Genomic DNA, 25,131 nt, shown 5'->3' with positions numbered 1-25,131 from the left:
TCGTGTGTCGCTACCGAGCACGAAGGCTCGTCCGATGTGTGGTCGTGTGGATTGTCTTCGGGGGCTCGTGGTGGCACCGCCGCGTGTTCTTTCGGCGGAAGGGTTGGCAGGGGGCGGTATTTCGTGATGTGGGAGGTAGGTCCGCGGGAGGGGAGGGGGTGCGGGCGGTGAGGGGGTCGGAGGCGTTCGGGGTTTCGGCGGCGGCCGGGATCGAGGGAATGGTCGATGGCACACCGGATGTGGTGCTGCTCGATGCGGATGAGCGGCGGCTGGCGTGGGTGTATCTGTCGCGGGTTGTCGAGGGGCCCTGTGCGGCATTGTCGGCGCTGATCGAGCAGGTCGGTGTGGTCGAGGCGGCGCGGGCGGTGCGCGAGTGTGCGTTGCCGGAGTCGCTGCGCGGGCCGACCGAGCTGCGGCGCGGGATCGACCGTGCGGAAAAGGATCTGGAGACGGTCGACCGGCTCGGCGGGCGGGTGATTACCCCGGACGATCCGGAATGGCCCGCCTGGCGGCTGCTCGGGCTGGGCCAGCTCGATCCGTCGCGCGACGCCGCGGCGGCGGTGCCGCTGGTGCTGTGGGTGCGCGGCCCGCTGTCGGTGCTGCACGCGACCGAGCAGGCGCTGGCGGTGGTCGGTGCGCGCTGCAGCACGGGTTACGGCGAGCAGGTCACCGGCGAGATCGCCGCCGATCTCGCCGCGCGCGGCTGGACCATAGTGTCGGGCGCGGCCTTCGGTATCGACGGCACGGCCCACCGCGCGGCACTGGCGGTCGGCGGGCCCACCATCGCCGTGCTGGGCTGCGGCATCGACCGCGCGTATCCGGCCCAGCACGACCGCCTGCTCACCGAGATCGCCGAAAACGGCGCGGTGGTCAGCGAATACCCGCCGGGCGCCACCGCCCACAAACACCATTTCCTGGCCCGCAATCGGCTAATCGCATCCCTGGCCGACGGTGTTCTGGTGGTCGAGGCGGGACTGCGCAGCGGCGCCCGCAATACGGTGAAATGGGCTCGCCGCCTGGGCCGCCCGACCCTCGCCATCCCCGGCCCGGTCACCTCCGCCGCCTCGGTCGGCTGCCACCGCATGATCCGCGACGGCGAGGCACTCCTGGTCACCCGGGCCGAGGAAATCCTCGACGAGGCGGGCCCGCTCCACCTCTGCTTCCCCGGCAACCAACCCACCGAAGACAACCTCACCGGGGACGAGGCCCTCGTCTACGCGGCCCTCCCCACCGCGGGCTCCCGGCTCCCGCGCGAATTGGCCACGCACTCCGGCCTTTCCCTCACCGCGGTCCGTGCCGCCCTCCCCGCCCTGGAATTGGCCGGTCTGATCGGCTCCGACAGTTCCGGCTGGTTCAGGGTGGCGCGAAATGCCCGGTAGGTCATGGGTGGTCGCCGGTCGGTACCGGAGCGCGAGTCTGTGCCCGGAGCGACCGTCTGGGACCGGCGCGGTGACTTGCCAGGGGCTGGTTGGTCGGTGACGGTGGATCGTATGGATGAACTGCCCGAGGATTTGGTGGCGCTGCTCGAGGAATACGGGCGGCACTTGCGGTTGGGGCAGAACCGGTCGGCGCACACGGTGCGGGCGTATGTGGGGGATGCGCGGTCGCTGCTGCTGCATCTGTGTGCGCGGGCCGCGGATTCGGGGGTGGGGGAGATCGACCTCTCGCTGCTGCGGTCGTGGCTGGCGGAGCAGTCGGCGACCGGCGCGGCGCGGACCACGATGGCGCGGCGGGCCTCCTCGGCACGCAGGTTCACCGCGTGGCTCACCCGCACCGGACGGCTCGCGGTCGATCCGGGGCCGCGGCTCGGGTCGGCGCGGGCGCATCGGGTACTGCCCGCGGTGCTCGGGCGCGAACAGGCCCGCGCGGCCATGGCGGCGGCGGAATCGGGTGCGGCCCAACACGACCCGATGGCGCTGCGGGACCGCCTCATCGTGGAACTGCTGTACGCCACCGGCATTCGGGTCAGCGAGCTGTGCGGGCTCGACATCGAGGACGTCGACCGCGAGCGCCGCCAGGTCCGGGTCCTCGGCAAGGGCAACAAGGAGCGCGCGGTTCCGTTCGGTGCCCCCGCCGACGCGGCCTTGCAGGCGTGGCTGCGCTACGGCCGCCCGGCCCTGGCCGTCGCCGACTCCGGCCGCGCCCTGCTCCTGGGCCGCCGCGGCCGCCGCCTCGACCAGCGCCAGGCCAGAACCGTTGTGCACGAGGTGGTCTCGGCCATCCCCGGCGCCCCCGACATGGGCCCGCACGGCCTCCGCCACACCGCCGCCACCCACCTGCTGGAGGGCGGCGCCGACCTCCGCGTGGTCCAGGAACTCCTCGGCCACGCCAGCATGGCCACCACCCAGCTCTACACCCACGTCTCCATCGACCGCCTCAAAAAGGTCCACGACCAGGCCCACCCCCGCGCCTGAACAGCCGAACCTCCGCTCCACCAGCTCCAATCCATCGGTCCGAATGCGTGGCCGACGGCGGCATCCTCCGGCATCTCACCCGTCGCACAGCCATATCCGTATGCCCGCCGACAATGTCCTTCGGAGCATTTCGCTTACGAACCCCGTACCACTCCAGAGCCGCCACCCGAGCGTGGGCCGCCACGCAGGAAACCCGCTCGACCTCGAATCCCCGAACGCATACTGTCGCGACCATGCCGACCGATTCGTCCACCGAAGTGCCTCCCCTACGCGAGCGACTGCGTGCCGCCCTCCCCGCCGCCATGAAGCGTCGCGACCGCAACGCGACCAAGGCCCTCCGCTCGGCACTCGCCGCCATCGACAACGCCGAGGCCATCGACGCCTCCCACATCACCGCGGGCGCCATCGAGGCCACCTCCGTCGGCCTCGGCACAGCCGAGGCCCAACGCCGCCTCCTCACCGAATCCGACATCGAACAGATCGTCCACCAAGAGATCACCGAACGACTCACCACCGCAGCCGAATACGAACAGCTAGGCCGCCCCGCCCACGCCTCCGACCTACGAGCCGAAGCAGAGGAACTGACTCGACACCTGCCCGCCGACTAGTCGCGCCCGGCCATGAGGTCGGTCCCAGCCGACTGACCGGCTGGCCTCCGAGGACCGCGTGGCGTCGTTCGTTGTTGTAGTGCTCGAGCCTGGCGGTGCGCCGGTTGTTGGTGCTGCGAAGGTCGGTCTTTCCTGCGCAGCGGCGGTCGCGCCGGGCCTATGTCATCCCAGTGGTGCAGTGCGCGGAGTGTCACGCCCAGACGCGTCGAGACCTGATCGGCGGCAAGCATGCTCCGGACTATCGATTGCCGCCGCGACCGATGTCCGGTGGGGTGATCCCCATGGCTTCGAAGCTCCGGGCCTCCTGGCTGGCCGGATCGAGGGGCTTTGCCGCGGTGAACACGATCCGTGCGTTCTCGGGGGTGATCACCTCCACATCGCGGGTGTTCCAAGGGGTATCCCGTGGGCCGTCGACCGAGTTCGGGCGCAGTGCACGACAGGTCTCGACGAGGGAATCGATCTGGCTGAGCACGCACGAGAAACTGACGGTCAGTGCCGGTGTCTGCTCCGGAACACTCGCCGTCGGCACCAGGAGCACGTCCTGGAATGCCCACCGGCGCAGATGCACAATCGCGCCGGGGACGCTGAACAGCTCGATAAACCCCAGCCCACGAACCCAGAAGTCCACCGACGCGGCCACATCGCCGGTCGGGATCGTCACGAACGCGGGCATCGCATAAATGCCCCGAAACGGCTCCGGCGCAACCGCATCCGGGCCGGGATCAGGTACCGGGCTCACCTCGAAAGCGTTGTAATAATCATTCATGGACCCCACCGTCGAGCCTCACGCAACGTGAGGGTCAAGCCGAGTGTCCTGACGCTGCGCTGTGACCGACGTGACGGGGATCCGGATTGTTCATTGCGGCGGTCGGACGGCCTCGATGTACTTGCCCGCGATGTACCGCTGGGCGAGACGGGTTATCGGGCCGCCCAGGCGGGTGTACCAGGTGGCGGGGCGGGAGAAGGCGGCTGTCAGGGCGTAGACCGCTGTGGTGGTGGGGTCGTATTCGGTGGCGAAGAGTTCTTCGCCCGATTCCGGGTGGCCGGGGAGGGTGCCGTAGGCGAAGCCGCGGCGGTGCGGGTCGTCGAGGGTGTACACGACGCGGCAGGGGGCGGTGATGGTGAAGGGGCCCAGGGGGAGGCGGACCGTCACCAGGGTGCCGGGGCGGGCCGTGGGGGTGCTGGCCTCGGCGAGGATGCCGGTGCCGCGTTGCATGCGGTAGGACAGGATCTGCTCGGCCGTCGACTCGAACAGGTCGCGGCCCGTACCGATCCGGCGGCGTAGCCGGAAATGGTGGTAGCCGGGCGGGAATTCGCCGTTGGTGGCGCCGGTTTCGGAGTAGGTGAAGGGGGGAACGTCGGGCGGGGTCGCCATGTGTCCATGGTGCTCGGGATCGCCGCGGCGCACCAGACGCTCGAATCGAACAAACTCAGATGTATCGCGAGCTATCGGCGATACTTCATGCTACGGTCTATTAGGTAACCCTAATTATGGAGGTGTTCTCCTTGGCTCGCACCCGTCTGAGCTTCGTGGTCCAGCGCACCGAACGCCTGACCGATCATCTGATTCGCGTCCATCTCGGCGGCCCCGGCTTCGCGGCCTTCCAGCCCAACGGCTTCACCGACGCCTACGTCAAACTGCTCTTCCCCGTTCCCGAAGGTGAGGTCACGCGCACCTACACCGTGCGCGCGATCGATCCCGACAATCAGCAGATCGCCATCGATTTCGTGCACCACGGGGACGAGGGCGTCGCGGGCCCGTGGGCCGCCGCCGCCCAACCCGGCGACCCCATCGACCTGTTCGGCCCCGGCGGCGCCTACTCCCCGAGCCCGGAGGCCGACTGGCACCTGCTGGCCGGCGACGAGGCCGCGCTGCCCGCCATCGCCGCCGCCTGCGCCGCCCTGCCGCAGCGGGCGGTGGGCCGCGTCTTCGTCGAAATCGCGGGCCCCGCAGACGAATTGGACTTCGACCGCCCCGCCGGTGTGGAGCTGACCTGGGTGCATCGCGGCGACGCCGCCCCGGGCGAGCGGCTCGCGGCGGCAGTGCGGGCCGAGCCCTGGCGCGACGGCCGGGTGCACGCCTTCATTCACGGCGAGGCCCAGGCCGTCATGCACGAGTTGCGCCCGTACCTGCGCAAGGAACGCGGAGTCCCCGCCGCGTTCGCCTCCATCTCCGGCTACTGGCGCCGCGGCCGCACCGAGGAGAGCTTCCGCGAGTGGAAACGCGAACTGGCCGAACGGGAATCGGCCACCGCGGGCGCGCCGAACTGACCCTCACGTCCCGACCGGTTTGAGCCGCAGCGGTGCTCGATGCAGCAGCCGCAGCGGGTCGAGATAGTCGTGGCCCCGGCGCAGCCCCCAGTGCAGGCAGACCGCGGGGCAGCCGGGGTGCCCCGGCTGCAGCGCGCCGACGACATCGCCGCGAATCACCCTGCGCCCCACCGGAACCGTGGCACGCACCGGCTCGTAGGTGGTGCGCAGGCCGCCGGGGTGGTCGATCGACACGACCGGCTTCGCGCCGACCTCCCCGGCGAAGGCCACCACCCCCACCCCGGCGGCCAGCACGGGCTGCTCGGCGGCGCCCGCGAGATCGACACCCCGATGGCCGGGCAGCCAGTCGTGCAACGGTTTGTCGAACGGGCGCACGACCGCGGGCCGCGGCCGCAGCGGCCAGTCGTAGGAACCGGGAACCCCCGCCGCCGCATCGGGCGCGGGCAGGACGATCGGCAGCAGCAGCCAGCCGAGCAGGATCAGCAGTAACCAGCGCATACCCGCAACCCTCCCGCGCGACACGGCCGGTGGGAAGATCGCCTTCGGCGAGTGTGGATGAACCACGCGGTTGTGAACAGCCAGCTTTTACACCCGAGGCGGATACCCGGAGCGCCGATCGGGTCTCCGACCACCCCGTTTAGGAACTCGCTCACGACCCCCGTAGACTGGTCAGGCGATCCGCCCCCATACGGATCGACTTCGCGCATCCACACGACAGGCCGTCGGCTGGTCCCGTTCTCGGGTCCGGCGGCTGTGGGTGCCAGGGCAGGAGTCGCCGACCCCTGCGTCAACCGGCAACGAAAGGCCTACGCAGCAATGGCTGTCGTAACAATGAAGCAGCTGCTCGACAGCGGCGCGCACTTCGGGCACCAGACCCGCCGTTGGAACCCGAAGATGAAGCGGTTCATCTTCACCGACCGCAACGGCATCTACATCATCGACCTGCAGCAGACGCTGACCTACATCGACAAGGCGTACGAGTTCGTCAAGGAGACCGTCGCCCACGGCGGCACCGTGCTGTTCGTCGGCACCAAGAAGCAGGCGCAGGAGTCCATCGCCTCCGAGGCGACCCGCGTCGGCATGCCCTACGTGAACCAGCGCTGGCTGGGCGGCATGCTCACCAACTTCTCCACCGTGCACAAGCGGCTGCAGCGCCTCAAGGAGCTCGAGGCGATGGAGCAGACCGGCGGTTTCGAGGGTCGCACCAAGAAGGAAATCCTCATGCTCACGCGTGAGAAGAACAAGCTGGAGCGCACCCTCGGCGGCATCCGCGACATGCAGAAGGTGCCCTCGGCCATCTGGGTCGTCGACACCAACAAGGAGCACATCGCCGTCGGCGAGGCTCGCAAGCTGAACATCCCCGTCATCGCGATCCTGGACACCAACTGCGACCCGGATCTGGTCGACTACCCGATCCCGGGCAACGACGACGCCATCCGCTCGGCCGCGCTGCTGACCAAGGTCGTCGCCTCCGCCGTCGCCGAGGGCGTGCAGGCTCGTGCCGCGCGTGCCGGCGGCGATGCCAAGCCGGAGGCCGGCGCGGGTGAGCCGCTCGCCGAATGGGAGCAGGAGCTGCTGGCTCAGGCGAGCCCGAACGCCGAGACTGCCGAAGAGCAGACCCCGGCTCCGGCCTCGGCCCCGGCCGAGAGCTGAGCTCCGAGCCCGACCGCAGAATTTCACCGTGCCGGCCCTTCCTGTTCGGAAGCGGTCGGCATGGTGGTGCTAGAGACCTGAACCCAATCGAACGAGGAGGCTCGCCAGGATGGCGAACTACACCGCCGCGGATGTGAAGCGGCTTCGCGAGCTGACCGGCTCCGGCATGATGGACTGCAAGAAGGCGCTGGAGGAATCCGCCGGCGACTTCGACAAGGCCGTCGAGGTACTGCGCATCAAGGGCGCCAAGGACGTCGGCAAGCGCGCCGAGCGCGCCACCGCCGAGGGCCTGGTCGCGGCGCAGGACGGCGTGATGATCGAGCTCAACTCCGAGACCGACTTCGTCGCCAAGAACGACGAGTTCCAGAACGTGGCCGGCGATATCGTCGAGGCCGCCGCCAAGTTCCGCCCGGCGGATCTGGACGCGCTCAAGGCGATCGACGTCAACGGCAAGACCGCCGACCAGGTGGTGCAGGAGCTGGCCGCGAAGATCGGCGAGAAGCTGGAGCTGCGCCGCGTCGTGTCCTTCACCGGCCCGGTCGCGACCTACCTGCACAAGCGGTCCTCGGACCTGCCGCCGGCCGTCGGCGTGCTGGTCGAGTACCAGGGCGAGGGCGACGCCGCCGCCGAGGCCGCGCGTTCGGCCGCCATGCAGATCGCCGCGCTGAAGGCCCGCTACGTCACCCGCGACGAGGTCCCGGCCGACGTGGTCGAGAAGGAGCGCTCCATCGCCGAGGCGACCGCCCGCGAGGAGGGCAAGCCGGAGGCCGCGCTGCCGAAGATCGTCGAGGGCCGCGTCAACGGCTTCTACAAGGACGTCGTCCTGCTGGAGCAGCCGTCGGTCACCGACAGCAAGAAGACCGTCAAGCAGCTGCTGGACGAGGCCGGTGTCACCGTGACCCGCTTCGCCCGCTTCGAGGTCGGTCAGGCGTAAGCCGTCGAAAGTGCCCCTCGTGCAACGAATTCCGTCGCGCGAGGGGCCTTTTGCCGCTCCGGCCCCGATTCCACCCCCTATCGTCGCCGCCGTGCAGGCAACCGAACGATTACGAATCGAGGGTCGGGTGACGTCCTCGCCCGCGCGTAGGGCAGGATAGTCAGAGCTTTGTCACCGTCCCATGTCTCTCTCGACACCGGATGGTCTTTTCGCATGTGTGGAACCCGTCTGCCGAGAAGAAGGAGACCGATGTCGGACTTGGAACCGGCCCGCAAGGGCTATCACCGGGTACTCCTCAAACTGGGTGGGGAAATGTTCGGCGGCGGCAGGGTCGGGCTCGATCCCGACGTGGTGCAGACGGTTGCCGAGCAGATCGCCGAGGTGGTCGCGACCGGTGTGCAGGTCGCGGTGGTGATCGGCGGCGGAAACTTCTTCCGCGGCGCCGAACTCGAGGAGCGCGGCATGGAGCGGGCCCGCTCGGACTACATGGGCATGCTCGGCACCGTGATGAACAGCCTTGCGCTGCAAGACTTTCTGCAGAAGCAGGGGGTCGACACCCGGGTCCAGACGGCGATCACCATGGGGCAGGTCGCCGAGCCGTATCTGCCGCTGCGCGCCAAGCGGCACCTGGAGAAGGGCCGCGTCGTGATCTTCGGCGCGGGCATGGGCATGCCCTATTTCTCCACCGACACCACCGCGGCCCAGCGCGCGCTGGAGATCGGTGCCGAGGTGGTGTTGATGGCCAAGGCCGTCGACGGCGTCTTCACCGCCGACCCGCGCGAGGACCCCGGGGCCGAGATGTTCTCCGAGATCACCCACAGGGAGCTGCTCGAACGTGGACTGAAGGTCGCCGACTCCACGGCGTTCAGCCTCTGTATGGACAACCAGATGCCGATTCTGGTGTTCAATCTCTTGACGAAGGGCAACATTGCCCGTGCCGTGGCCGGTGAGAAGATCGGCACACTGGTTCGGTCCTGAACGGATCAACTCGATGACGCTGTGGAGGAAACGGTCGTGATTGAAGAAGCGCTCTTCGACGCCGAGGAGAAGATGGAGAAGGCCGTCTCGGTGGCGAAGGACGATCTCGGGTCCATCCGCACCGGTCGCGCGAATCCGAGCATGTTCAACCGGGTCGTCGTCGACTATTACGGTGCGCCGACGCCGATTACCCAGATGTCGAGCATCACGGTTCCCGAACCGCGCATGGTCGTCATCAAGCCCTACGAGCAGGCTCAGTTGCAGACCATCGAAACCGCCATCCGCAACTCGGATCTCGGTGTCAACCCCACCAACGACGGCAACATCATCCGCGTGCTCGTCCCGCAGCTGACCGAGGAGCGCCGCCGGGAACTGGTGAAGCAGGCCAAGTCCAAGGGCGAGGACTCCAAGATCGCCATCCGCAACGTGCGGCGCAAGGCGATGGACGAGCTAGGACGCATCCAGAAGGACGGCGAGGCCGGCGAGGACGAGGTGGGCCGTGCCGAGAAGGAATTGGACAAGCTCACCGGCAAGTACGTGGGCCAGATCGATGAACTGGTCAAGCACAAGGAATCCGAACTGCTCGAGGTCTGACAAGTGAGCGACGGGACGATCGTGGTCGATGACGCCGCGGCCGGTGATGCGATACCGGTGAGCGAGGCGACCGGTGCGACACCGGTTCCGGATCCGCCGTCGGCGACGCAGCCGAACGGCAAGTCCTCGCGTGCCGGTCGCAACTTACCGGCCGCGCTCGCCGTCGGCTTCGGGCTGGGCCTGTCGCTCATCGCCATCCTGCTGTTCGCGCACAAGGTTCTCATCGGCGTCGTCTCGGTCGCGATCGCCGTCGCCACCTGGGAGGTCACCAAGCGGCTGCGCGAGGCCGACGTGCTGGTGCCGCGCATTCCGCTGATCCTGGGCGGGCAGGCGATGATCTGGCTGGGCTGGCCGTTCGGCACGCAGGCGGTGGTGGGCGCGTTCGCGGGCACGGCACTGGTGTGCATGGCCTGGCGACTGTTCGACCACGGCCTCGCCGCGACGCCCCGGAACTTCCTGCGCGACACCGCGATCTCGGTGTTCGTGCTGTCCTGGATCCCGCTGCTGGCCTCGTTCGCGGTGCTGATGCTGCTGGAGCCGCGGGGCAATCTGCGGGTCTTGACGTTCATGATCCTGGTGGTGTGCTCGGATGTCGGCGGTTACGTGGCCGGTGTGCTGTTCGGCAAGCATCCGATGGTTCCGGCGATCAGCCCGAAGAAATCCTGGGAGGGTTTCGCCGGGTCGCTGGTGTTCTGTGTGATCGGCGGCCTGCTCACGGTGACGCTGCTGCTGCAGGCGAATTCGATGATCGGGGTGCTGGTCGGGATCGCGGTGGTGCTGGTGGCCACCTGCGGCGACCTCATCGAATCGCAGGTCAAGCGGGAGCTGGGGATCAAGGACATGGGCACGCTGCTGCCCGGGCACGGCGGCATCATGGACCGGCTCGACTCGATGCTGCCGTCGGCGTTCGTGGCGTGGGTGGTGTTCACCGCCTTGCTGTGAGGTTCGCCCTGTGGGGTTCACGGTGAATTCCGCGCCCGCTGCCAGCTGCCCCTAAGCTCGCGGCGGTGTGATGTCGAGGGGATCGGGTGATCCCTCTCGATCGGAAGGAATTCCCATGCGCCCGTTGATGTTTGCCGTCGTTGCCGCCGCCACCGTGGCGCTCGGATCGGTGGTTGCCGCCGGGACCGCGGCGGCCGATCACCCGCTGCCGCCCTGTTCGGACGTGAACAACGGCGACACCCCCTGCCAGTCCCAGGATGACCCGCTGCACTACCGCGGCACCGACCACAACGCGCCGCGTCAGCCGCACATCGACAGCCGGTCGGTGCCGTCCTCGAACTAGCGGTCAGCTGCGTTTGGCGGCGCGGCGCAGCTGCAGAATGCGCCAGCCGCCGACGAGCGCCATCACCAGTGCGCCCGCGATGACCGACAGCAGGACGGTGACACCGAGCGGGAGCGAGAAGCTCCAGAAGAACAGGTGCACTCGGGCCTGCTCGAGGTTCTGCAGGATGAATATCAGGACCACGATACCGAGCAGGGCCGCCGCGACCAGCGCGGTCCAGGTGTAGCCGGTGCGTGTTTTCAGGGTGGGGGCGGAGCCGGTGGAGGTCGTCGGCTTCGCGGGGGTCTTCGGGGTGGGGGAGGTCCGGGTGGGCGGGGTCTCGGCGGGCGGGGCCGGGTCCGGGCCGGGGGGCGGAACGGCATCGCTTGTCATGTAGTGATCATTCCCGATCGCTATGGGTATATGCACGTCTATCCGCCCGTCGGTGACGGCATGTCGCGCGGGTGTGACCGGTCTATCGTGGCCCTGGCGGCGCGCGGGCCGGGCCGGATGGGACACTGGAGAGGTTATGACTACCCCCCTTCCGCTTGTGTTCGATGCCCCGCGCCGTGGTATGCCGCCCCGGCACCTCGCCGATCTCGACGCGGACGGGCGGCGCGCGGCCATGGCGGAACTGGGTCTGCCCACCTTCCGGGCCGATCAGGTCGCGCGGCAGTACTACGGCCGCCTGCAGGCCGATCCCGAGCAGATGACCGACCTGCCCGCCCCCCTGCGGGCCAAGGTCGCCCAGGCACTGTTCCCGCCGCTGCTGACCGAGGTCCGCCACGTCGTCTGCGACGAGGGCACCACCCGCAAGACCCTGTGGCGCGCCGGCGACGGCACCCTGCTGGAGAGCGTCCTCATGCGCTACCCCGACCGCAACACCCTGTGCATCTCCAGCCAGGCCGGTTGCGGCATGGCCTGCCCGTTCTGCGCCACCGGCCAGGGCGGCCTCGACCGCAACCTCTCCACCGCCGAAATCGTCGACCAGGTCCGCGCGGCCGCGGCCGCCCTGCGCGACGGCGAGGTAGCGGGCGGCCCCGGACGCTTGTCGAACATCGTCTTCATGGGCATGGGCGAGCCACTGGCGAACTACAAGCGGGTGGTGAACGCGGTCCGCCGCATCACATCTCCGGCTCCGGACGGTTTGGGAATCTCCCAGCGAAATGTGGTGGTGTCGACAGTCGGCCTGGCCCCCGCGATCCGAAAGCTCGCCGACGAGGGCCTGTCGGTGACGCTGGCGGTCTCCCTACACACCCCCGACGACGAACTCCGAGACACACTGGTCCCGGTCAACAACCGCTGGCCGATCTCCGAAGTCCTGGACGCCGCAAGATATTACGCGGACAAAACCGGCCGCCGGGTATCGGTGGAGTACGCATTGATCCGAGACATCAACGACCACCCCTGGCGCGCAGACATGCTGGGCTCGAAACTACACAGGGCACTGGGCTCCCGCGTCCACGTCAACCTGATCCCCCTGAACCCGACCCCGGGCTCGAAGTGGGACGCGTCGCCGAAAGCTGTTGAACGGGAATTTGTTCGGCGGGTTGAGGCGCAGGGGGTGCCGTGCACGGTGCGGGATACGCGGGGGCAGGAGATCGCGGCCGCGTGCGGGCAGTTGGCAGCCGAAGGCTGAGCGAGCGGGACCGTAGGCGCGTACCGGACGCGCAGACCCATATCTTCTGGCGCAGCGATCCCGGCCTGCCCGGGCCCGAAACCTGTTGAGTGCGTTGCTTCGTGCCGTGTGCGGACCGGGGTAGGGTGCTCGGCAAGGCCGACGGTGTGCAGGGTAGGGGGTTGCTGATGGGTGAATCGGTGGTGCTGGATCTTCTCCAGCCTCCGCCGCTGCTCTTCGTCGACCGAGAGGACGAGCGCGACGGTCTGATGGCCGCCGTGGAGCGGGCGCTCGCCGAGGGGCGTCAGGCGGTGTTGGTGCTCACCGGGATGCCCGGTATCGGCAAGACGATGCTGGCGGTGCGGTCGGCCCGTGACTTGCGGGCCCGGACGGATCGGTCGTTCGAGGTTGTCCTGATGCTGACGCTGGGGGAGTCCGGCCACGCCTGGTCCACGCAGGATGTACTGGGGATCTGTCTGAACGAGCTCGGGATCACGAAGGTGCCGCCGACCATCGAGGAAATGCAGGCGGTCTTCCGGGCGCGGACGGCTCATCGATCCACGCTGCTGCTGCTCGACGGGGTCGAGGATGCGGGGCAGATTCAAGCTCTGCTGCCCGGCTCCCCGTACAGTGTCGTCATCGCGACCAGTCGACGCCGCTCCGACGGGTTCCGGTATTACGACTACGACGTGCTGCCGGTCGAGCTGTTCGATGCCGAGAATGCGCGAAAACTGCTCGTGTACGGCATGAATCCCGATACCGCCCGCGCGAACGACGCCTCGTTGCGAGAGCTGGTGGACCTGTGCGGACATCTGCCACACGCCCTGGCCATCGCGCGGGCCCGGCTCCGGACGCACTATCGCGACGACCCGGCCGCCTACGTTCGGGTCTTGCGCGCGGCCGAATCGCGCTTGGCCGAATTCACGATCGATGACAGGCCGGTGCTGGTTCCTTTGTTCGAGGAGGCATTCGACAGCCTCCCGGAGGGTGCACGGACTCTCTATCGCCTGTTGGGCGCGCACCAGGGCGGACAATTCGGCGAGCGCGTCGCGGGTGCGCTGGCAGGGCCGGATCATCCGGGTTCCGTCGCCGACGACCTGCGGACACTGGTGGACTGGTGCCTTCTCGCCGAACTGCCGGGCGGACGCTTCGAGATCCACACCCTGACAGCGCAACACGCGCGCGGGTTGCTGTCGGAATTGCATCCCGCCGACGTGGATCGGGCACTGCGGCGCATGGTCGAGTCGTATCTGGAGTTCGCGGTGGCTCGCGAGATGGTGATCAGCGATCGGGTGCGGTTCGGTCCGCTGTTCATCGAGGGCGTCGCGCCCGCGTACTCCGGAGACGACGCGTACGCGCGAGCGGAAGCCGACCTCGAGCTGGAACGAGCCAATCTGCGCCGGACCGTCAGGGCCGCGAGCGACGCACGTCTGGACGACCTGGTATGGCAGCTCTGTGAAGCGTTGATCACCTTCTATTTCCAGCGCGATCTCTACGACGACGCGATCGAGGTGCACGGCCACGGTCTGGCCGCCGCGCAACGGCTGGGGGAACCGTTGCCGCTGTTGGTCATGCACAATGCGCTGGGGCGCGGGTATTTCGGTAAGCGAATGCACGACGAGGCCCTGGATCAATTCCGGCGGGCGGGCGCGCTGGCCGGGCGGCTGCGCGGATCGAGCGCCGTATTCGGCCTCGCGCAGGCGGCGATCTGGGAGGCATTCGTGCACCAGCGGCTCGGCGATCACCACAGCGCGGTGGCGGCGCTGTCGAAAGCCCGTCTGCTGGTGGCCGATCCGGATTTCCCGGAGGACTGGCGGGAGCGCGAAGACGTGCTCCTGGATATGAACGGCAGCCCGATGCTGTCCGCGGTGGGCCGCTCCGACGAGGCTGTCGCGGCCGCTCGCCGCGCGGTGCGGTATTTCGACGGCGGCAGGGAACATCACAATCACGCGAAATCGGTTGCCAATCTTGGGCGCATTCTCGCGGTCGCCGGAGAACGGCACGCCGACGAGGCGATTCGCGTGCTGACCGACGCCGTGCGACTGGAAGCCGAACACGGCCTGAGGTCTTGGGAAGCGGACAGCTGCGACGTACTCGCGCATCTGTTACTACGATTGGGTCGAGACGAGGAAGCGCGTTACTGGCTGGGACGGGCGGCCGAACTCGACGAACCTCCGGCCGATCACTGATTGTCATCGCGAGTTCGGCGCAGCACCAACGTCTCTCGCCGCGAACCGACGATAACGCCCAGCTCCGAAGGAATTTCGCCCACACCGGTCAGCAGCCACTCGTAGACGACGGCCGCAGCTGGACCGGTGTCATTGCCGCGCACCGAGATTCGATGACCCCGGCGGGTAAGGATCAGCTGCCCGTCCGTGTCCGCCACGGCCGCGACCTGAGCGGCGGGCCACCGGCGCAGAATATCGGCGAGCACGTCATCGGCGTCCTGCCCGGCCGCCGGAGTGGTGGCGAGTACGACCGGTGCCTCGTGCAGTAGCGACTGCTGGGAGTGATTCTCGTGCACGACGAGGAAGGCACGATCCAGGTAACCCGCTGTGGCACGGTCGATCTCGACGCCCGCCGGGTACCGCGCGATCGTGTATTCGGCGGGGCCGGTCGGTGTGCAGGTCACATGGTCGGCGAGCACCGTCGGGCGGTCGATCGCGATCAACTCCGGTGGGATGACGGGGGTTACCGGCGCGGTCGCGGGGACCGATAGCCGCATATGCCGGTAGCACAGTGCGCGTAGTCGTTCGATGGCCTCGCCGGGGCAGGAGGTCATCAGGTCGCGGATGGGGGCGAAGTGGCCGGGTCGGTGGCGCTGCATGGCGTATTCGATTTGTGTGCGCAGTGTTTCGTGGCGATTGATGCGGGTGGCGAGCGTGCCCAGTAGCTCACCGACCGAGCCGGGGGCCACGTCGCCGTCGGGGTAGGTGCCGAGCAGGACCGGTAGGTCCTCGGCCGCGCCGTAGCAGGTGGTGGCGCCGTGGTCGCCGACTATCAGGTCCGCGGCCAGTAGGACGGCCTGCCAGCCTTCGGTGGGGCCGATCAGTGTGAGCCCGGCGCGGCGGGCGTCGGCCAGCCAGGTGTTCACCTGGAGGGTGCCGTGGCCGTGCCAGACATTGGGGTGGACCAGGCCGACTATTCGGTACTCGTCGCGGGGCAGGCAGGCGGTGAGTTCGCGAAACAGGGTGGGCCAGTTGCCGAGCAGCGAGCGGTCGGACCAGGTGGTGCAGACGACGATCAGTTTCTGGTGGGGCGCCACCGCCAGTGCCTGGCGATAGTGCATGCGCAGATGCCGACTGACGAGCATCCGATCGAATGCGGGATCGCCCGCTACAACGCCGATTCCGGCCGCCGCCGGGGTGAGTGCCCGCAGCCGCGCCAACTCCGATTCGTGCCCGAGCACCAACGCCGACGCGATCGGACGGCCGTTGTACAGCAACCATTCCTGCGACAGCCCGAACACGGACCGGCTCTCCGGCTCTCCGGCTCTCCGGCTCTCCGGCTCTCCGGCTCTCCGGCTCTCCGGCTCTCCGGCTCTCCGGCTCTCCGGCTCTCCGGCTCTCCGGCTCTCCGGCTCTCCGGCTCTCCTGGTGAATTCTTAGTGTATCCAGCACCATGCGGCAGAATAATGAGATCGGCCGAAATTTCGGTCAGCCCACCGTGGTTCGCGGCAATGGCCAGGTCGAATTCGGTATTGATCGCCTGGTGCCAGGGGATAACCATGGCGCCGAGCCGGGCCAGGCATTCGTCGATTCCGTCGACGAACGGGTCCGAACCGTTCCAGCTGAATACCAGCTGCACGCGAGGGTCGGAATCGAAAACGGTGAGCATATCGACCAGCCGCAGCAGCGAGGTGACGTGATGGGCGACCACCAGTACGCGGCGCTCGGGCCGAATCGTATTCCAGTGCCGCGCCTGTAGGCCGATCGGAACCTTCACTGACGGCCTGGCCTGCACGGAACCCCCTGCGGTGACAATCGAACGAGTACAACTCGGCAACCGTAGCCGATCGTTCTCCCGCCCCGCGCGCATCAGCCAGGGGGCGGACTCGGCGAGCACCCCGCGCACCATCGCCTCGTGATCGTAGTGGTGCAGCGCGTGCGCCCGGGCCCGCCGCAGCATCGCGCGCCGCCGCCGGGAATCCAGGGCGAGGGCGCGCGACAGTGCCGCGGCAAGAGCGTCGGGCGCACCCGGCGGACAGGTGAATCCGGTCACCCCGTCGGTGATCTGACCGGACAGCCCGTGCGCGGTGGTGGTCACCACCGGTCCGGCGCTCGCCGCGAACGCCTCCATCGGAATTCTGCCGAACGGCTCGGCGCGAGACGGCACGATCACCGCGCGAATACCCGGATGGGTGAGTATCCGGGGCACCGCCGGGGTGAATCGGTGCACGATCGTGGCGTCGATGCCGAGTTCCGCGATGCGTGCCGCGAGGTATCGCTGATAGTCGGTGGGCCGCGAGGTTTCCGCGGTAGCGGCGAAGACCAGATGCGGCACATGTTTTCGCCGCCCGCGCAGAATTGCGACGGCGTCGAGCAGATCCTCGAATCCCTTGTACGGCTCGGCCCGGCCCATGGTGAACACGAATTCGCCGGGCAGCTCGATGCCGATATCGGTGGCGGGACCGGTGAGCCGCCGCCAGTCGACCGCGCACAAACCATCGGCGAATTCTCGCAGGGCACAATGCGGAACGCCGTAATCCTCGCGCAGATGCCTGCGCATGTACGGGGAGATGGCCCCGATCCGGGCGCCCGCCGACAGTCCGGCGTGCAGGCCGTCGCGCTCCCATGCGATGCGTTCGGTGTCGTGCGGGGCGTGCAGCAGGCCGCTGGAGCGCGGGACGACGATCAGGTGCCGCCGCACGGCCGGTGGCAGCAGCGCGGCGAGCCCGAAGAACGGCACGTCGAAGGCGACGATGAGCACCCGCCCGACGCGGGGGAGGATGTCGCGCCGAATGCGGTCGGCGGCGTCGGCGCTGCATTGCCGGAAGTTGTCCAGGGCGCCCCACCGGTCCCGCCCGCCGGTGCCATTGTCGATCGGGTGGATCGAGACGTCGCGGTCGTGCAGCAGCGCCCGGACCCGGCGGTGCCAGTCCGGATGGTATTCCGGGCTGTCCGGGGCCATCCGCACCGGCAGGACGGCGAGATGAATTCCCTTGGGCAGCAGGGAAAGCAGCGTGTGGAGAAAGCCGTGGTTCGCGTATCCCGCGCCGGTGCCGCAGCCGTAGAAGCCGTCGTGCACGGCGACCACCACGGTCGGCCGTCCGGTCACCGCGATCGGGCGCTGGGCAGGCGCGGATGTGTCACTCCCGCAGGGAGTTTCGTCTCGCCGTCGACGACGGCCGCGCGGACCGCGGCATCGGTGAGGCCGCGGACCTCGCGCAGGTCGGTGCCGGTCAGGTCGGTGTCGGTGAGATCCGCGTCGGTGAGATCGGTGGCGAGTCCGTCGGCCGCGCCGAGGCGGGCGCCGCGCAGCCGGGCCCGCCGCAAATCCGCACCGCGGAAATTCGCTCCGCGCAGATCCGCCCGCAGCAGTAGCGCATTCGCCAGCCGTGCGCCCACGGCATCGGTATCGGTGAGGTTCGCCTCGGTCAGATCGGCCTCGGTGAGATCTGTCCGGGTCAGGACGGTGCCGCGCAGGATGGCCCGCCGCAGGTCGATACCGGGGCATTCGGCCCCCGTGAGGTCGGTGCCGGTGAGGTTCGCCTCGCACAGGTTGGCGCGGGCGTCGGCATCGGCGAAACGCGCGCCAATCAGCCGGGCGCCACGCCAATCCGACCCAGGCAGCCGCACGCCGATCAGATCCAACGGCCGCGATTCGGGCCGGATCGGCCGATCCCGCAGTGCCTCCACGCCCGCGATCAGATCGGCGGGCAGCCGCCCGTCCGGCCGACCCCCGACCGCGTACAGCCGCAGCATGTCGCAGATCGAGGCCACCACCAGCGGGTGATCCGGGGGCGAGGCGGCCATGAGACGGAACAGGGTGCGCACGCCACCGGCGCGGGAGATCGGCTCCGCGGCGGCCAGGCGGGCGGTCGCGGTATCGAACAAGCCGGTCAGATGCTTGTCCTGGTCGAGACGCTGCTTGTCGTGCTCGAGGCGCTGCTTGTCCTTGTCCAGGAAATGCCGGTCGATGCCGAATCCGGCGACCACCAACGCGCCCAGCGCCGAAATAAGCGTAATGCTGTGCCCGCGTGCGGTATTCAGCGCCGCCACCCGCTCGGACACCGACAGCCCCGCCGCATCGTGCCCGACCGCCCAGCCCGGCAGCACCGCGACGGCGAACCACCCCACCCCGACCACGCCGGCGGCCAGCAGCGCGGTCACGCCGACCGTCCGCCAGAATCGAGATCGCATCGCTTATCCGTACACGGCGTGGCCGGGCTCGGCAAGCGGGCCGATACGGTCCGTTCAGCGGGCCGGTTTCGCCTGCTCCAGCGTCGTGTCCACGAACGCCTGCGCCGCCGCCGTCAGCGGCCCGTTGCGGTGAACCAGCCACTGGGACAACCGTTCCGGAGGATCGAAGCGGTAGACCGCCGCACCGGCGCGGCGGGCCAGCTCCTCCCAGCCGTCGGGCATCAGGCCCGCGCCGATGCCGCGTAACACCATCGGCAGCACCGAACTGCGGTCGCCGACCTCGGCGGCGATGTGCAACTCCCCGACGACGGCGGCGAGCCGGTCGAAGCGGGCGCGCACCGCGGTCGCGGGCTGGGGGACCACGAAACTCATCCCCGCCAGATCCTCGCGGGTGACCGTGGCACCGTCGCCGAGCTCGGTGCCCGGCGGGGCGACCAGCAGAAAGTCCTCCTCGCGCAGGTAATGTGCCACCAGCCCGCGCCCCGCGGGCCGCTCCGCGCTGCCGCACACCCCGATCTCGCAGCGCCCGCGCAGCACCATCGCGATCACCTCCGCCGCCGACAGCGACGGCCGGGTGCTCACCGTGACCCCCGGATGATGGTCGCGCAGCGCGGCGACAATGCTGATCACCGGCTCCAGCGCCGACGACGAGGTGGCCGCGACGTCGACCCGGCCCACCGCGCCCGCGCCGACGGCCTGCGCGGCCGCCCGCAGCGCGTCCAGATCCCGCAGCACCTGCCGCGCCCGATCGGCCATCAGCTCCCCGGCATTGCTGAGCACCGCGCTGCGGCCCACCCGGTGGAACAGCGGAACCCCCAGCTCCTGTTCGAGTTTGCCGATCGACCGGGACAGCGACGGCTGGGCCACCCGCAGGGCCTTGGCCGCATGCGTGAAACCGCCGTGTTCGACGATCGCCACGAAGTATTCGAGCTGTCTGCGCTCCATGTTTCGAGGCTATCGGTGTGGTGTTATAGATGTCTTGGACGTACCGACATTGCTCAGGTGATACTCAGCGGGTGTTCACCACGCGTCCCACCCTGCAGGGCACCTTCGGGATGGTCTCCTCCACACACTGGCTCGCCTCGGCGACCGCGATGGCCGTGCTCGAGGACGGCGGCAACGCCTTCGACGCCGCCGTCGCCGCGGGATTCGTCCTGCAGGTGGTGGAGCCGCATCTGAACGGGCCCGCGGGCGAGGTGCCGATCATCCTCGCCCCCGCCGGTCGCGCGCCGAAGGTGCTGTGCGGCCAGGGCCCGGCCCCGGCCGGAGCGACCATCGAGCACTACACCTCCCTCGGCCTGGACCTGGTGCCCGGCACCGGTCCGCTGGCCGCCGCGGTGCCCGGCGCCTTCGACGCATGGATGGTGCTGCTGCGCGACCACGGCACCAAGCGCCTGTCGGAGGTGCTGTCCTACGCCATCGGCTATGCCGAGCGCGGGCACCCGGTGGTGGACCGGGTCGGCGAGACCGTCGCGGTCGTGCAGGAGCTGTTCGAGACCGAGTGGACCACCTCCGCCGCGGTCTACCTGGCCGACGGGAAACCGCCCGCTCCCGGTGCGCTGCTGAAGAATTCGGCGCTGGCCGCCACCTGGCGCGAGGTGATCGCCGAGGCGGAGGCCGCGGGCGCGGACCGCGACACCCAGATCGAGGCCGCGCGCCGGATCTGGCGGGAGGGCTTCGTCGCCGAGGCGCTGGCCCGCTTCGCCGCGCGGCCCGCCATGGACACCTCCGGGGAGCGGCACGCCGGTCCGCTGACCGTCGACGACATGGTGAAATACGCTGCCACATACGAGGATCCGGTCACCTACGAGTGGAACGGCTGGACCGTGGCCAAGCCCGGCCTGTGGAGCCAGGGCCCGGTGTTCCTGCAGCAGTTGGCCCTGCTGCCCGATCAGCTCGAGTACGGCACGCCCGACTACTACCACACCCTCATCGAGGGCTCGAAGCTGGCGATGGCCGATCGCGAGGCGTGGTACGGCGACGGCACCCCGGTGTCGCTGGAGACGCTGCTGTCGCCCTACTACAACATGCAGCGGCGCAGCCTGATCTGCCCGTGCGCGTCGCATCAGCTGCGCCCCGGCAGCCCCGACGGCCAGCAGCCCCGGCTGAGCCACTTCACCGACCCGGATTCCGTTGCGGTGCTGGACGTTCCGATGGGTGCGGGGGAGCCGACGGTGGCGAGCAACGGCGGCACCCGCGGCGACACCTGCCACCTCGATGTGGTCGACCGCTGGGGCAATATGGTCGCGGCCACCCCCAGCGGCGGCTGGTTGCAGTCCAATCCCGTTGTGCCGGAACTCGGTTTCCCGCTCGGCACCCGGCTGCAGATGACCTGGCTCGAGCCCGGCCTGCCCAATTCGCTACGGCCGGGCCGACGTCCGCGCACCACGCTGAGCCCGTCGCTCGCGCTGCGCGGCGGCGAGGCGGTAATGGCGTTCGGCACCCCGGGCGGCGATCAGCAGGACCAGTGGAACGTGCACTTCTTCCTCGCCGTGGCGCTGCGCGAGCGGGTGCGCGGCGGGCTGGACCTGCAGGGCGCCATCGACGCGCCGAACTGGCATCAGGAGAGCTTCCCCAACTCGTTCTACCCGCGCGTCATGAATCCCGGTGCGGTGACGGTGGAATCGCGGATCGGGGCGGAGATCATCGGCGACCTCGAGCGGCGGGGCCATCGCGTCACCGTGGGCGATCCGTGGTCGGAGGGGCGGCTGTGCGCGGTCGCCCGCGACCCCGAGACCGGAGTGCTGTCGGCGGGCGCGAACCCGCGTGGGATGCAGGGGTATGCCGTGGGGCGGTAGTGTTCGACGCCGACAGCTTCATAGGTCCCGGAATACAGCGGTCCCCAATTCGCCGGATCGCTGATTTCTGCTTCCCATAATTTCCTTCCGTCTTTCGCGCGGTCCTTCCGCCGAAAAACATTTAACGAAAAGGAAATAGCGCCTTGGGTTTCGTGAGTATCTTGTACCGCATGATCGTCCGCTTCGCCCGGATGGCGGTACTCGGCGTGGTCGTGGCCGCGCTCGCCGCCTGCTCACCGGTGCAGCACTCCACCGCGACCTACAAGCACGTCGATGATTTCGGCACCCCCGTCGGCACCCGGCAGGTGCGGCAGGGCGGTGACCTGATCATGGGCTTATCCTCCGAACCCGACCAGCTCGATCCCACCACCTCGACCTCGCTCTACACCCGCTATGTGATGAGTTCGATCTGCGAGAAGCTCTACGACATCGACTCCTCCGGCAAACTGGTTCCGCAGCTGGCCACGGCCCTGCCCGCCATTTCTCCCGACGGCCTCACCGTCACCGTTCCCGTCCGGACCGGTGTCCGGTTCGCCGACGGCACCTCCTTCGACGCCGCGGCGGTGCAGACCAGCCTGCAACGGCACTACTCGATGAAGACCTCGCAGCGCAAAAGCGAGATGGGGCCGATCGAGAGCATCACCACCGCGGACCCGACCCATGTCGTCCTCCGGTTCAAGACGCCGTTCGCGCCGATCACCGCCGCGCTGGCCGACCGGGCCGGAATGATCATGTCGCCCACCGCGCTGCAGCAGGAGGGCGACAGCTTCGGCGACCACCCGGTGTGTGTGGGGCCGTTCAAGTTCGTCAAGCGGATCCCGCAGACCTCGATCGTGGTGGCCCGCGATCCGATGTACTACGACGCGCAGCACGTGCACCTGGACACCATCTCCTACCGGATCATGTCCGACGCCAATATCCGCGCGGCCAATCTGCGCTCCGGCGACGTGCAGGTGGCCGACACCATCTCCCCGCAGGACGTCGACGCGCTGGTGAAGGACCCGAAGCTGCATCTGCTGCAGTCGGAATCGCTGGGCTTCCAAGGTCTTACGATCAATATCGGAAATGTCGACGGCGTCGGCAAGCCCACCAAGCAGATCGATACGCCGCTGGCGAAGGATCCGCGTGTGCGGCTGGCGTTTTCGCTGAGCATCGATCGACAGGCGTTGGCCAACACCGTCTTCAACAACTGGTACGAGCCCGCCTGCACGCCGATCGCGCCGCAGACCCCGTTCGCCACCCCGGCGACGACCGCGTGCCCGCCGTTCGATCCGCAGCGCGCGCGGCAGCTGCTCGCCGACGCGGGCGTGCCGACCCCGTACCCGGTGGTCCTGCAGGTGGCCACCACGCAGGACTACCTGCGGTACGCGCAGGCGCTGCAGGCCAGCGTCGCGCAGGGCGGGTTCGATCTGAAGATCGTGCCCGTCGAGTACTCGACCCTGCTCGACATGCAGAAGCGGGGCAATTTCGAAGCGTTGCTTCTCGGTTGGTCGGGCCGGCTCGATCCGGACGCCAACATCGCCCGATTCCTCATCAGCGGATCGGGCGGCAACTACGGCGGATACAGCTCGCCGGCGCTGGACGACCTCCTGACCCGAGCCGCCCGCACCACCGACACCGCGCAGCGTGACGACCTCTACGGGCAGGCGGTGAAGATCATTCAGCAGGACAACCCGTACATATACACCTATCGCCCGCGGTTGCTGACCGTTCAGTCCACCAAGGTGACCGGCATCGAGGTGTATCCCGACGGGGTCGTCCGGCTCGGCAAGGCCGCGTTCGCCGCGGATTAGAAGGGCTGAAAAACTGTGCTGCGGTTTCTGTTACACCGATTATGGCAGTCTGCGGTGACGCTGGTGCTGGCGTCGATCGTGGTGTTCGCGGGCGTGCGGGCGCTGCCCGGTGACCCGGCCACGACCATGGCCGGGGAGCAGGCCGACCCGGCCCAGATCGCCGCGGTCCGCGCCCAGCTGGGCCTGGATCGCGCACTGCCGGTGCAGTATTGGGAGTTCGTCCGGCACGCGGCGACCGGCGATCTGGGCAAGTCCATCCGCACCGGCACCCCGGTGCGCTCGATGATCCGCGAAACACTGCCGGTGACAGTGCAATTGGCGATCTACGCGATGCTGATCGCGGTGCTGGCGGGCGTGCTCGGCGGCGTGCTCGCGGCGGTGTTCCGGGGGCGGTGGCCGGAGTGGTTGGTCAACGGGGTCTCGCTGACCGCGCTGTCGGTGCCGACGTTCTGGCTCGGCATTCTCGCCGTGGTCTACCTGTCGGTGCATCTGGGCTGGTTCCCCGCGTCGGGTTATGTGTCGCCGCTGGAGAATCCGATCCGCGGCCTGTACTTCCTGACCCTGCCCGCGCTGATTCTGGGCATGGCGCACGCCGCGGTGGTACAGCGCCAGACGCGCTCATCGATGGTCGAGACGCTGACCGCCGACTTCGTGCGCACCGCCCGCGCCAAGGGCCTGGGCCGCGGCGCGGTGATCGTCCGATTCGGCCTGCGCAACAGCCTGATCGTGGTAACCACGATCGTCGGGCTGCAACTCGGTGTGCTGATCGCGGGCGCGGTGGTCACCGAGCGCATCTTCAGCCTGCCCGGCATCGGCAAGCTGACCCTGGATTCGGTATTCACCCGCGACTATCCGGTCCTACAGGCCGTGGTGCTGGTGATCGCCACCGCCTACATCCTGATCAACCTGCTGGTGGACGTGCTGTACACGGTGATCGACCCGCGCGTGCGGGTATCGGGGAGGGCGCGATGACCGCCATTGTCGAGATCCGGCCGCTGGCAACCGATCGCGGCCGGGTGCTGCGCCGGTTGGTGCGAAACCCGTTGGGCGTGCTGGGCGCGGTCCTGCTGCTGATCGTGGTCGTCGCCGCGGTGTTCGCGCCGCTGCTGGCCCCGTATCCTCCGGCGGAGGTGCACTTCTCCGCGCCGTTCCAGCACCCGGGGACCGCCGGATTCGCCCTGGGGACAGACGATCTGGGCCGCGACATCTTCTCCCGGGTGCTCTACGGCGCCCGCGCCTCGCTCGAGGTGGGCGTGCTCGCCGTGCTGTTCGCCGTCGTCGTCGGGGTGCCGCTGGGGCTGCTGGCCGGGTACTGGCGATGGCTGGACGCGCTGCTGTCGCGGGTGACCGATGTGCTGCTGGCCTTCCCGTTCGTGGTGGTCGCGGTGGGCCTGGCCGCCATCAACGGCGGCGGGCTGGGCGACGCCGCCATCGCGGTGGGCATCTCGCAGGTTCCGGTGATGATGCGGGTGGTGCGCGCGGAAACGTTGCGGCTCAAGGAGTCCGACTTCGTGCTCGCCGCGCACGCCATGCACGTCGGGCCGTGGCGCATCCTCGGCGAGCACATCCTGCCCAACGCACTGGGCCCGGTGATCGTGCAGGCCACGGTGATCATGCCGATGGCGGTGCTCGGCGAGGCGATCCTGTCCTTCCTCGGCCTCGGCATCAAGCCGCCCGCGCCGAGCCTGGGCATCATGCTGTCCGACGCCCAGCAGTATCTGCTGCGCACGCCGTGGCCGGGCATCTTCCCGGGTGTGGCGCTGGCGCTGATCTGCCTGGGCTTCAACCTCTTCGGCGACGCCCTGCGGGACGCGCTCGACCCGAAGACGAGTCGCTGAAGGAGT

23 protein-coding genes are annotated in these 25,131 nt (G+C 68.9%); 16 read left to right on the top strand and 7 right to left on the bottom strand.

Features of this window, described 5'->3' with window-relative positions; all coding sequences use genetic code 11:
- Window positions 1–218: 218 nt before the first annotated feature.
- From dprA to HPY32_RS43425, 3 genes are all read left to right on the top strand, one after another.
- Window positions 219–1,379, top strand: a complete 1,161-nt coding sequence (dprA, locus tag HPY32_RS43435) for a DNA-processing protein DprA (protein ID WP_082871800.1) — start codon at window positions 219–221, stop codon at window positions 1,377–1,379.
- A 111-nt stretch (window positions 1,380–1,490) separates the two neighbouring features.
- Window positions 1,491–2,414 carry a tyrosine recombinase XerC gene (locus HPY32_RS43430; protein WP_067585929.1) on the top strand — a complete coding sequence of 308 codons (924 nt, stop codon included), beginning with the start codon at window positions 1,491–1,493 and terminating at the stop codon, window positions 2,412–2,414.
- Between the two features lie 233 nt (window positions 2,415–2,647).
- On the top strand, window positions 2,648–3,022 hold the full coding sequence (locus HPY32_RS43425) for a GatB/YqeY domain-containing protein (protein WP_067585932.1): 375 nt from the start codon (window positions 2,648–2,650) through the stop codon (window positions 3,020–3,022).
- 238 nt (window positions 3,023–3,260) lie between these two features.
- Here the strand turns inward: HPY32_RS43425 and HPY32_RS43420 are convergent, their stop codons facing one another.
- The gene (locus HPY32_RS43420; RefSeq protein ID WP_067585936.1) at window positions 3,261–3,788 is read right to left on the bottom strand and encodes a VOC family protein; all 528 of its coding nucleotides are present in this window, start codon (window positions 3,786–3,788) and stop codon (window positions 3,261–3,263) included.
- A 90-nt stretch (window positions 3,789–3,878) separates the two neighbouring features.
- Window positions 3,879–4,397 (bottom strand): DUF1990 domain-containing protein, encoded by a 519-nt coding sequence (locus HPY32_RS43415; protein ID WP_067595477.1) that lies wholly within the window; start codon window positions 4,395–4,397, stop codon window positions 3,879–3,881.
- Between the two features lie 131 nt (window positions 4,398–4,528).
- On the opposite strand from HPY32_RS43415, the gene HPY32_RS43410 reads away from it, so the two are divergent.
- The gene (locus HPY32_RS43410) at window positions 4,529–5,293 is read left to right on the top strand and encodes a siderophore-interacting protein (protein ID WP_067595479.1); all 765 of its coding nucleotides are present in this window, start codon (window positions 4,529–4,531) and stop codon (window positions 5,291–5,293) included.
- A gap of 3 nt (window positions 5,294–5,296) precedes the next feature.
- On the opposite strand, the gene HPY32_RS43405 is transcribed toward HPY32_RS43410, so the two are convergent.
- Window positions 5,297–5,791: a M23 family metallopeptidase gene (locus tag HPY32_RS43405; protein WP_067585940.1), complete on the bottom strand. Its 495-nt coding sequence runs from the start codon at window positions 5,789–5,791 to the stop codon at window positions 5,297–5,299.
- A gap of 318 nt (window positions 5,792–6,109) precedes the next feature.
- Between HPY32_RS43405 and rpsB the strand changes: the two genes are divergently transcribed.
- The 6 genes from rpsB to HPY32_RS43375 all read left to right on the top strand — a co-directional run bounded on the left by rpsB (window position 6,110) and on the right by HPY32_RS43375 (window position 10,737).
- A complete protein-coding gene (gene rpsB, locus HPY32_RS43400) occupies window positions 6,110–6,946 on the top strand; it encodes a 30S ribosomal protein S2 (protein ID WP_067585943.1) in 837 nt (278 codons plus the stop codon).
- Between the two features lie 109 nt (window positions 6,947–7,055).
- Window positions 7,056–7,880, top strand: coding sequence for a translation elongation factor Ts (gene tsf, locus HPY32_RS43395; RefSeq protein WP_067585946.1), 825 nt, complete (start codon window positions 7,056–7,058; stop codon window positions 7,878–7,880).
- Window positions 7,881–8,129: 249 nt separating this feature from the next.
- The gene (gene pyrH, locus HPY32_RS43390) at window positions 8,130–8,858 is read left to right on the top strand and encodes a UMP kinase (protein ID WP_067585949.1); all 729 of its coding nucleotides are present in this window, start codon (window positions 8,130–8,132) and stop codon (window positions 8,856–8,858) included.
- 36 nt (window positions 8,859–8,894) lie between these two features.
- A complete protein-coding gene (frr, locus tag HPY32_RS43385) occupies window positions 8,895–9,452 on the top strand; it encodes a ribosome recycling factor (RefSeq protein ID WP_067595481.1) in 558 nt (185 codons plus the stop codon).
- Between the two features lie 3 nt (window positions 9,453–9,455).
- Complete coding sequence (locus HPY32_RS43380) at window positions 9,456–10,394, top strand: phosphatidate cytidylyltransferase (RefSeq protein ID WP_171983313.1); 939 nt, start codon at window positions 9,456–9,458, stop codon at window positions 10,392–10,394.
- A gap of 115 nt (window positions 10,395–10,509) precedes the next feature.
- Window positions 10,510–10,737 carry a hypothetical protein gene (locus HPY32_RS43375; RefSeq protein WP_067585952.1) on the top strand — a complete coding sequence of 76 codons (228 nt, stop codon included), beginning with the start codon at window positions 10,510–10,512 and terminating at the stop codon, window positions 10,735–10,737.
- Window positions 10,738–10,740: 3 nt separating this feature from the next.
- Here HPY32_RS43375 and HPY32_RS43370 read toward each other — a convergent pair whose 3' ends face one another.
- Window positions 10,741–11,109, bottom strand: coding sequence for a LapA family protein (locus tag HPY32_RS43370; protein WP_171983312.1), 369 nt, complete (start codon window positions 11,107–11,109; stop codon window positions 10,741–10,743).
- 136 nt (window positions 11,110–11,245) lie between these two features.
- On the opposite strand from HPY32_RS43370, the gene rlmN reads away from it, so the two are divergent.
- Together rlmN and HPY32_RS43360 are read left to right on the top strand one after the other, a co-directional pair.
- The gene (gene rlmN / locus HPY32_RS43365) at window positions 11,246–12,355 is read left to right on the top strand and encodes a dual-specificity RNA methyltransferase RlmN (protein ID WP_067585963.1); all 1,110 of its coding nucleotides are present in this window, start codon (window positions 11,246–11,248) and stop codon (window positions 12,353–12,355) included.
- 167 nt (window positions 12,356–12,522) lie between these two features.
- Window positions 12,523–14,523, top strand: coding sequence for an NB-ARC domain-containing protein (locus HPY32_RS43360; RefSeq protein ID WP_156674364.1), 2,001 nt, complete (start codon window positions 12,523–12,525; stop codon window positions 14,521–14,523).
- 1,147 nt (window positions 14,524–15,670) lie between these two features.
- Here HPY32_RS43360 and HPY32_RS46435 read toward each other — a convergent pair.
- From HPY32_RS46435 to HPY32_RS43345, 3 genes are read right to left on the bottom strand one after another with little or no spacing between them, the layout of a single operon-like run.
- Window positions 15,671–17,611 carry a glycosyltransferase family 4 protein gene (locus HPY32_RS46435; protein ID WP_171983311.1) on the bottom strand — a complete coding sequence of 647 codons (1,941 nt, stop codon included), beginning with the start codon at window positions 17,609–17,611 and terminating at the stop codon, window positions 15,671–15,673.
- A complete protein-coding gene (locus HPY32_RS43350; protein WP_082871211.1) occupies window positions 17,608–18,696 on the bottom strand; it encodes a pentapeptide repeat-containing protein in 1,089 nt (362 codons plus the stop codon). The genes HPY32_RS46435 and HPY32_RS43350 overlap by 4 nt, the downstream gene beginning before the upstream one ends.
- Before the next feature lie 54 nt (window positions 18,697–18,750).
- Window positions 18,751–19,641 (bottom strand): LysR family transcriptional regulator, encoded by an 891-nt coding sequence (locus HPY32_RS43345; protein ID WP_067585975.1) that lies wholly within the window; start codon window positions 19,639–19,641, stop codon window positions 18,751–18,753.
- Between the two features lie 71 nt (window positions 19,642–19,712).
- On the opposite strand from HPY32_RS43345, the gene HPY32_RS43340 reads away from it, so the two are divergent.
- The 4 genes from HPY32_RS43340 to HPY32_RS43325 all read left to right on the top strand — a co-directional run bounded on the left by HPY32_RS43340 (window position 19,713) and on the right by HPY32_RS43325 (window position 25,125).
- The gene (locus HPY32_RS43340) at window positions 19,713–21,494 is read left to right on the top strand and encodes a gamma-glutamyltransferase family protein (protein ID WP_067585978.1); all 1,782 of its coding nucleotides are present in this window, start codon (window positions 19,713–19,715) and stop codon (window positions 21,492–21,494) included.
- Between the two features lie 170 nt (window positions 21,495–21,664).
- On the top strand, window positions 21,665–23,287 hold the full coding sequence (locus HPY32_RS43335) for an ABC transporter substrate-binding protein (protein ID WP_067585981.1): 1,623 nt from the start codon (window positions 21,665–21,667) through the stop codon (window positions 23,285–23,287).
- A gap of 15 nt (window positions 23,288–23,302) precedes the next feature.
- Complete coding sequence (locus HPY32_RS43330; RefSeq protein ID WP_067585985.1) at window positions 23,303–24,259, top strand: ABC transporter permease; 957 nt, start codon at window positions 23,303–23,305, stop codon at window positions 24,257–24,259.
- A complete protein-coding gene (locus HPY32_RS43325) occupies window positions 24,256–25,125 on the top strand; it encodes an ABC transporter permease (protein WP_067585988.1) in 870 nt (289 codons plus the stop codon). The genes HPY32_RS43330 and HPY32_RS43325 overlap by 4 nt, the downstream gene beginning before the upstream one ends.
- Window positions 25,126–25,131: the final 6 nt, after the last annotated feature.

This window comes from Nocardia terpenica, from assembly GCF_013186535.1.
Taxonomy (GTDB): Bacteria; Actinomycetota; Actinomycetes; order Mycobacteriales; family Mycobacteriaceae; genus Nocardia; species Nocardia terpenica.
This window is presented reverse-complemented; position numbering and strand designations above follow the sequence as displayed.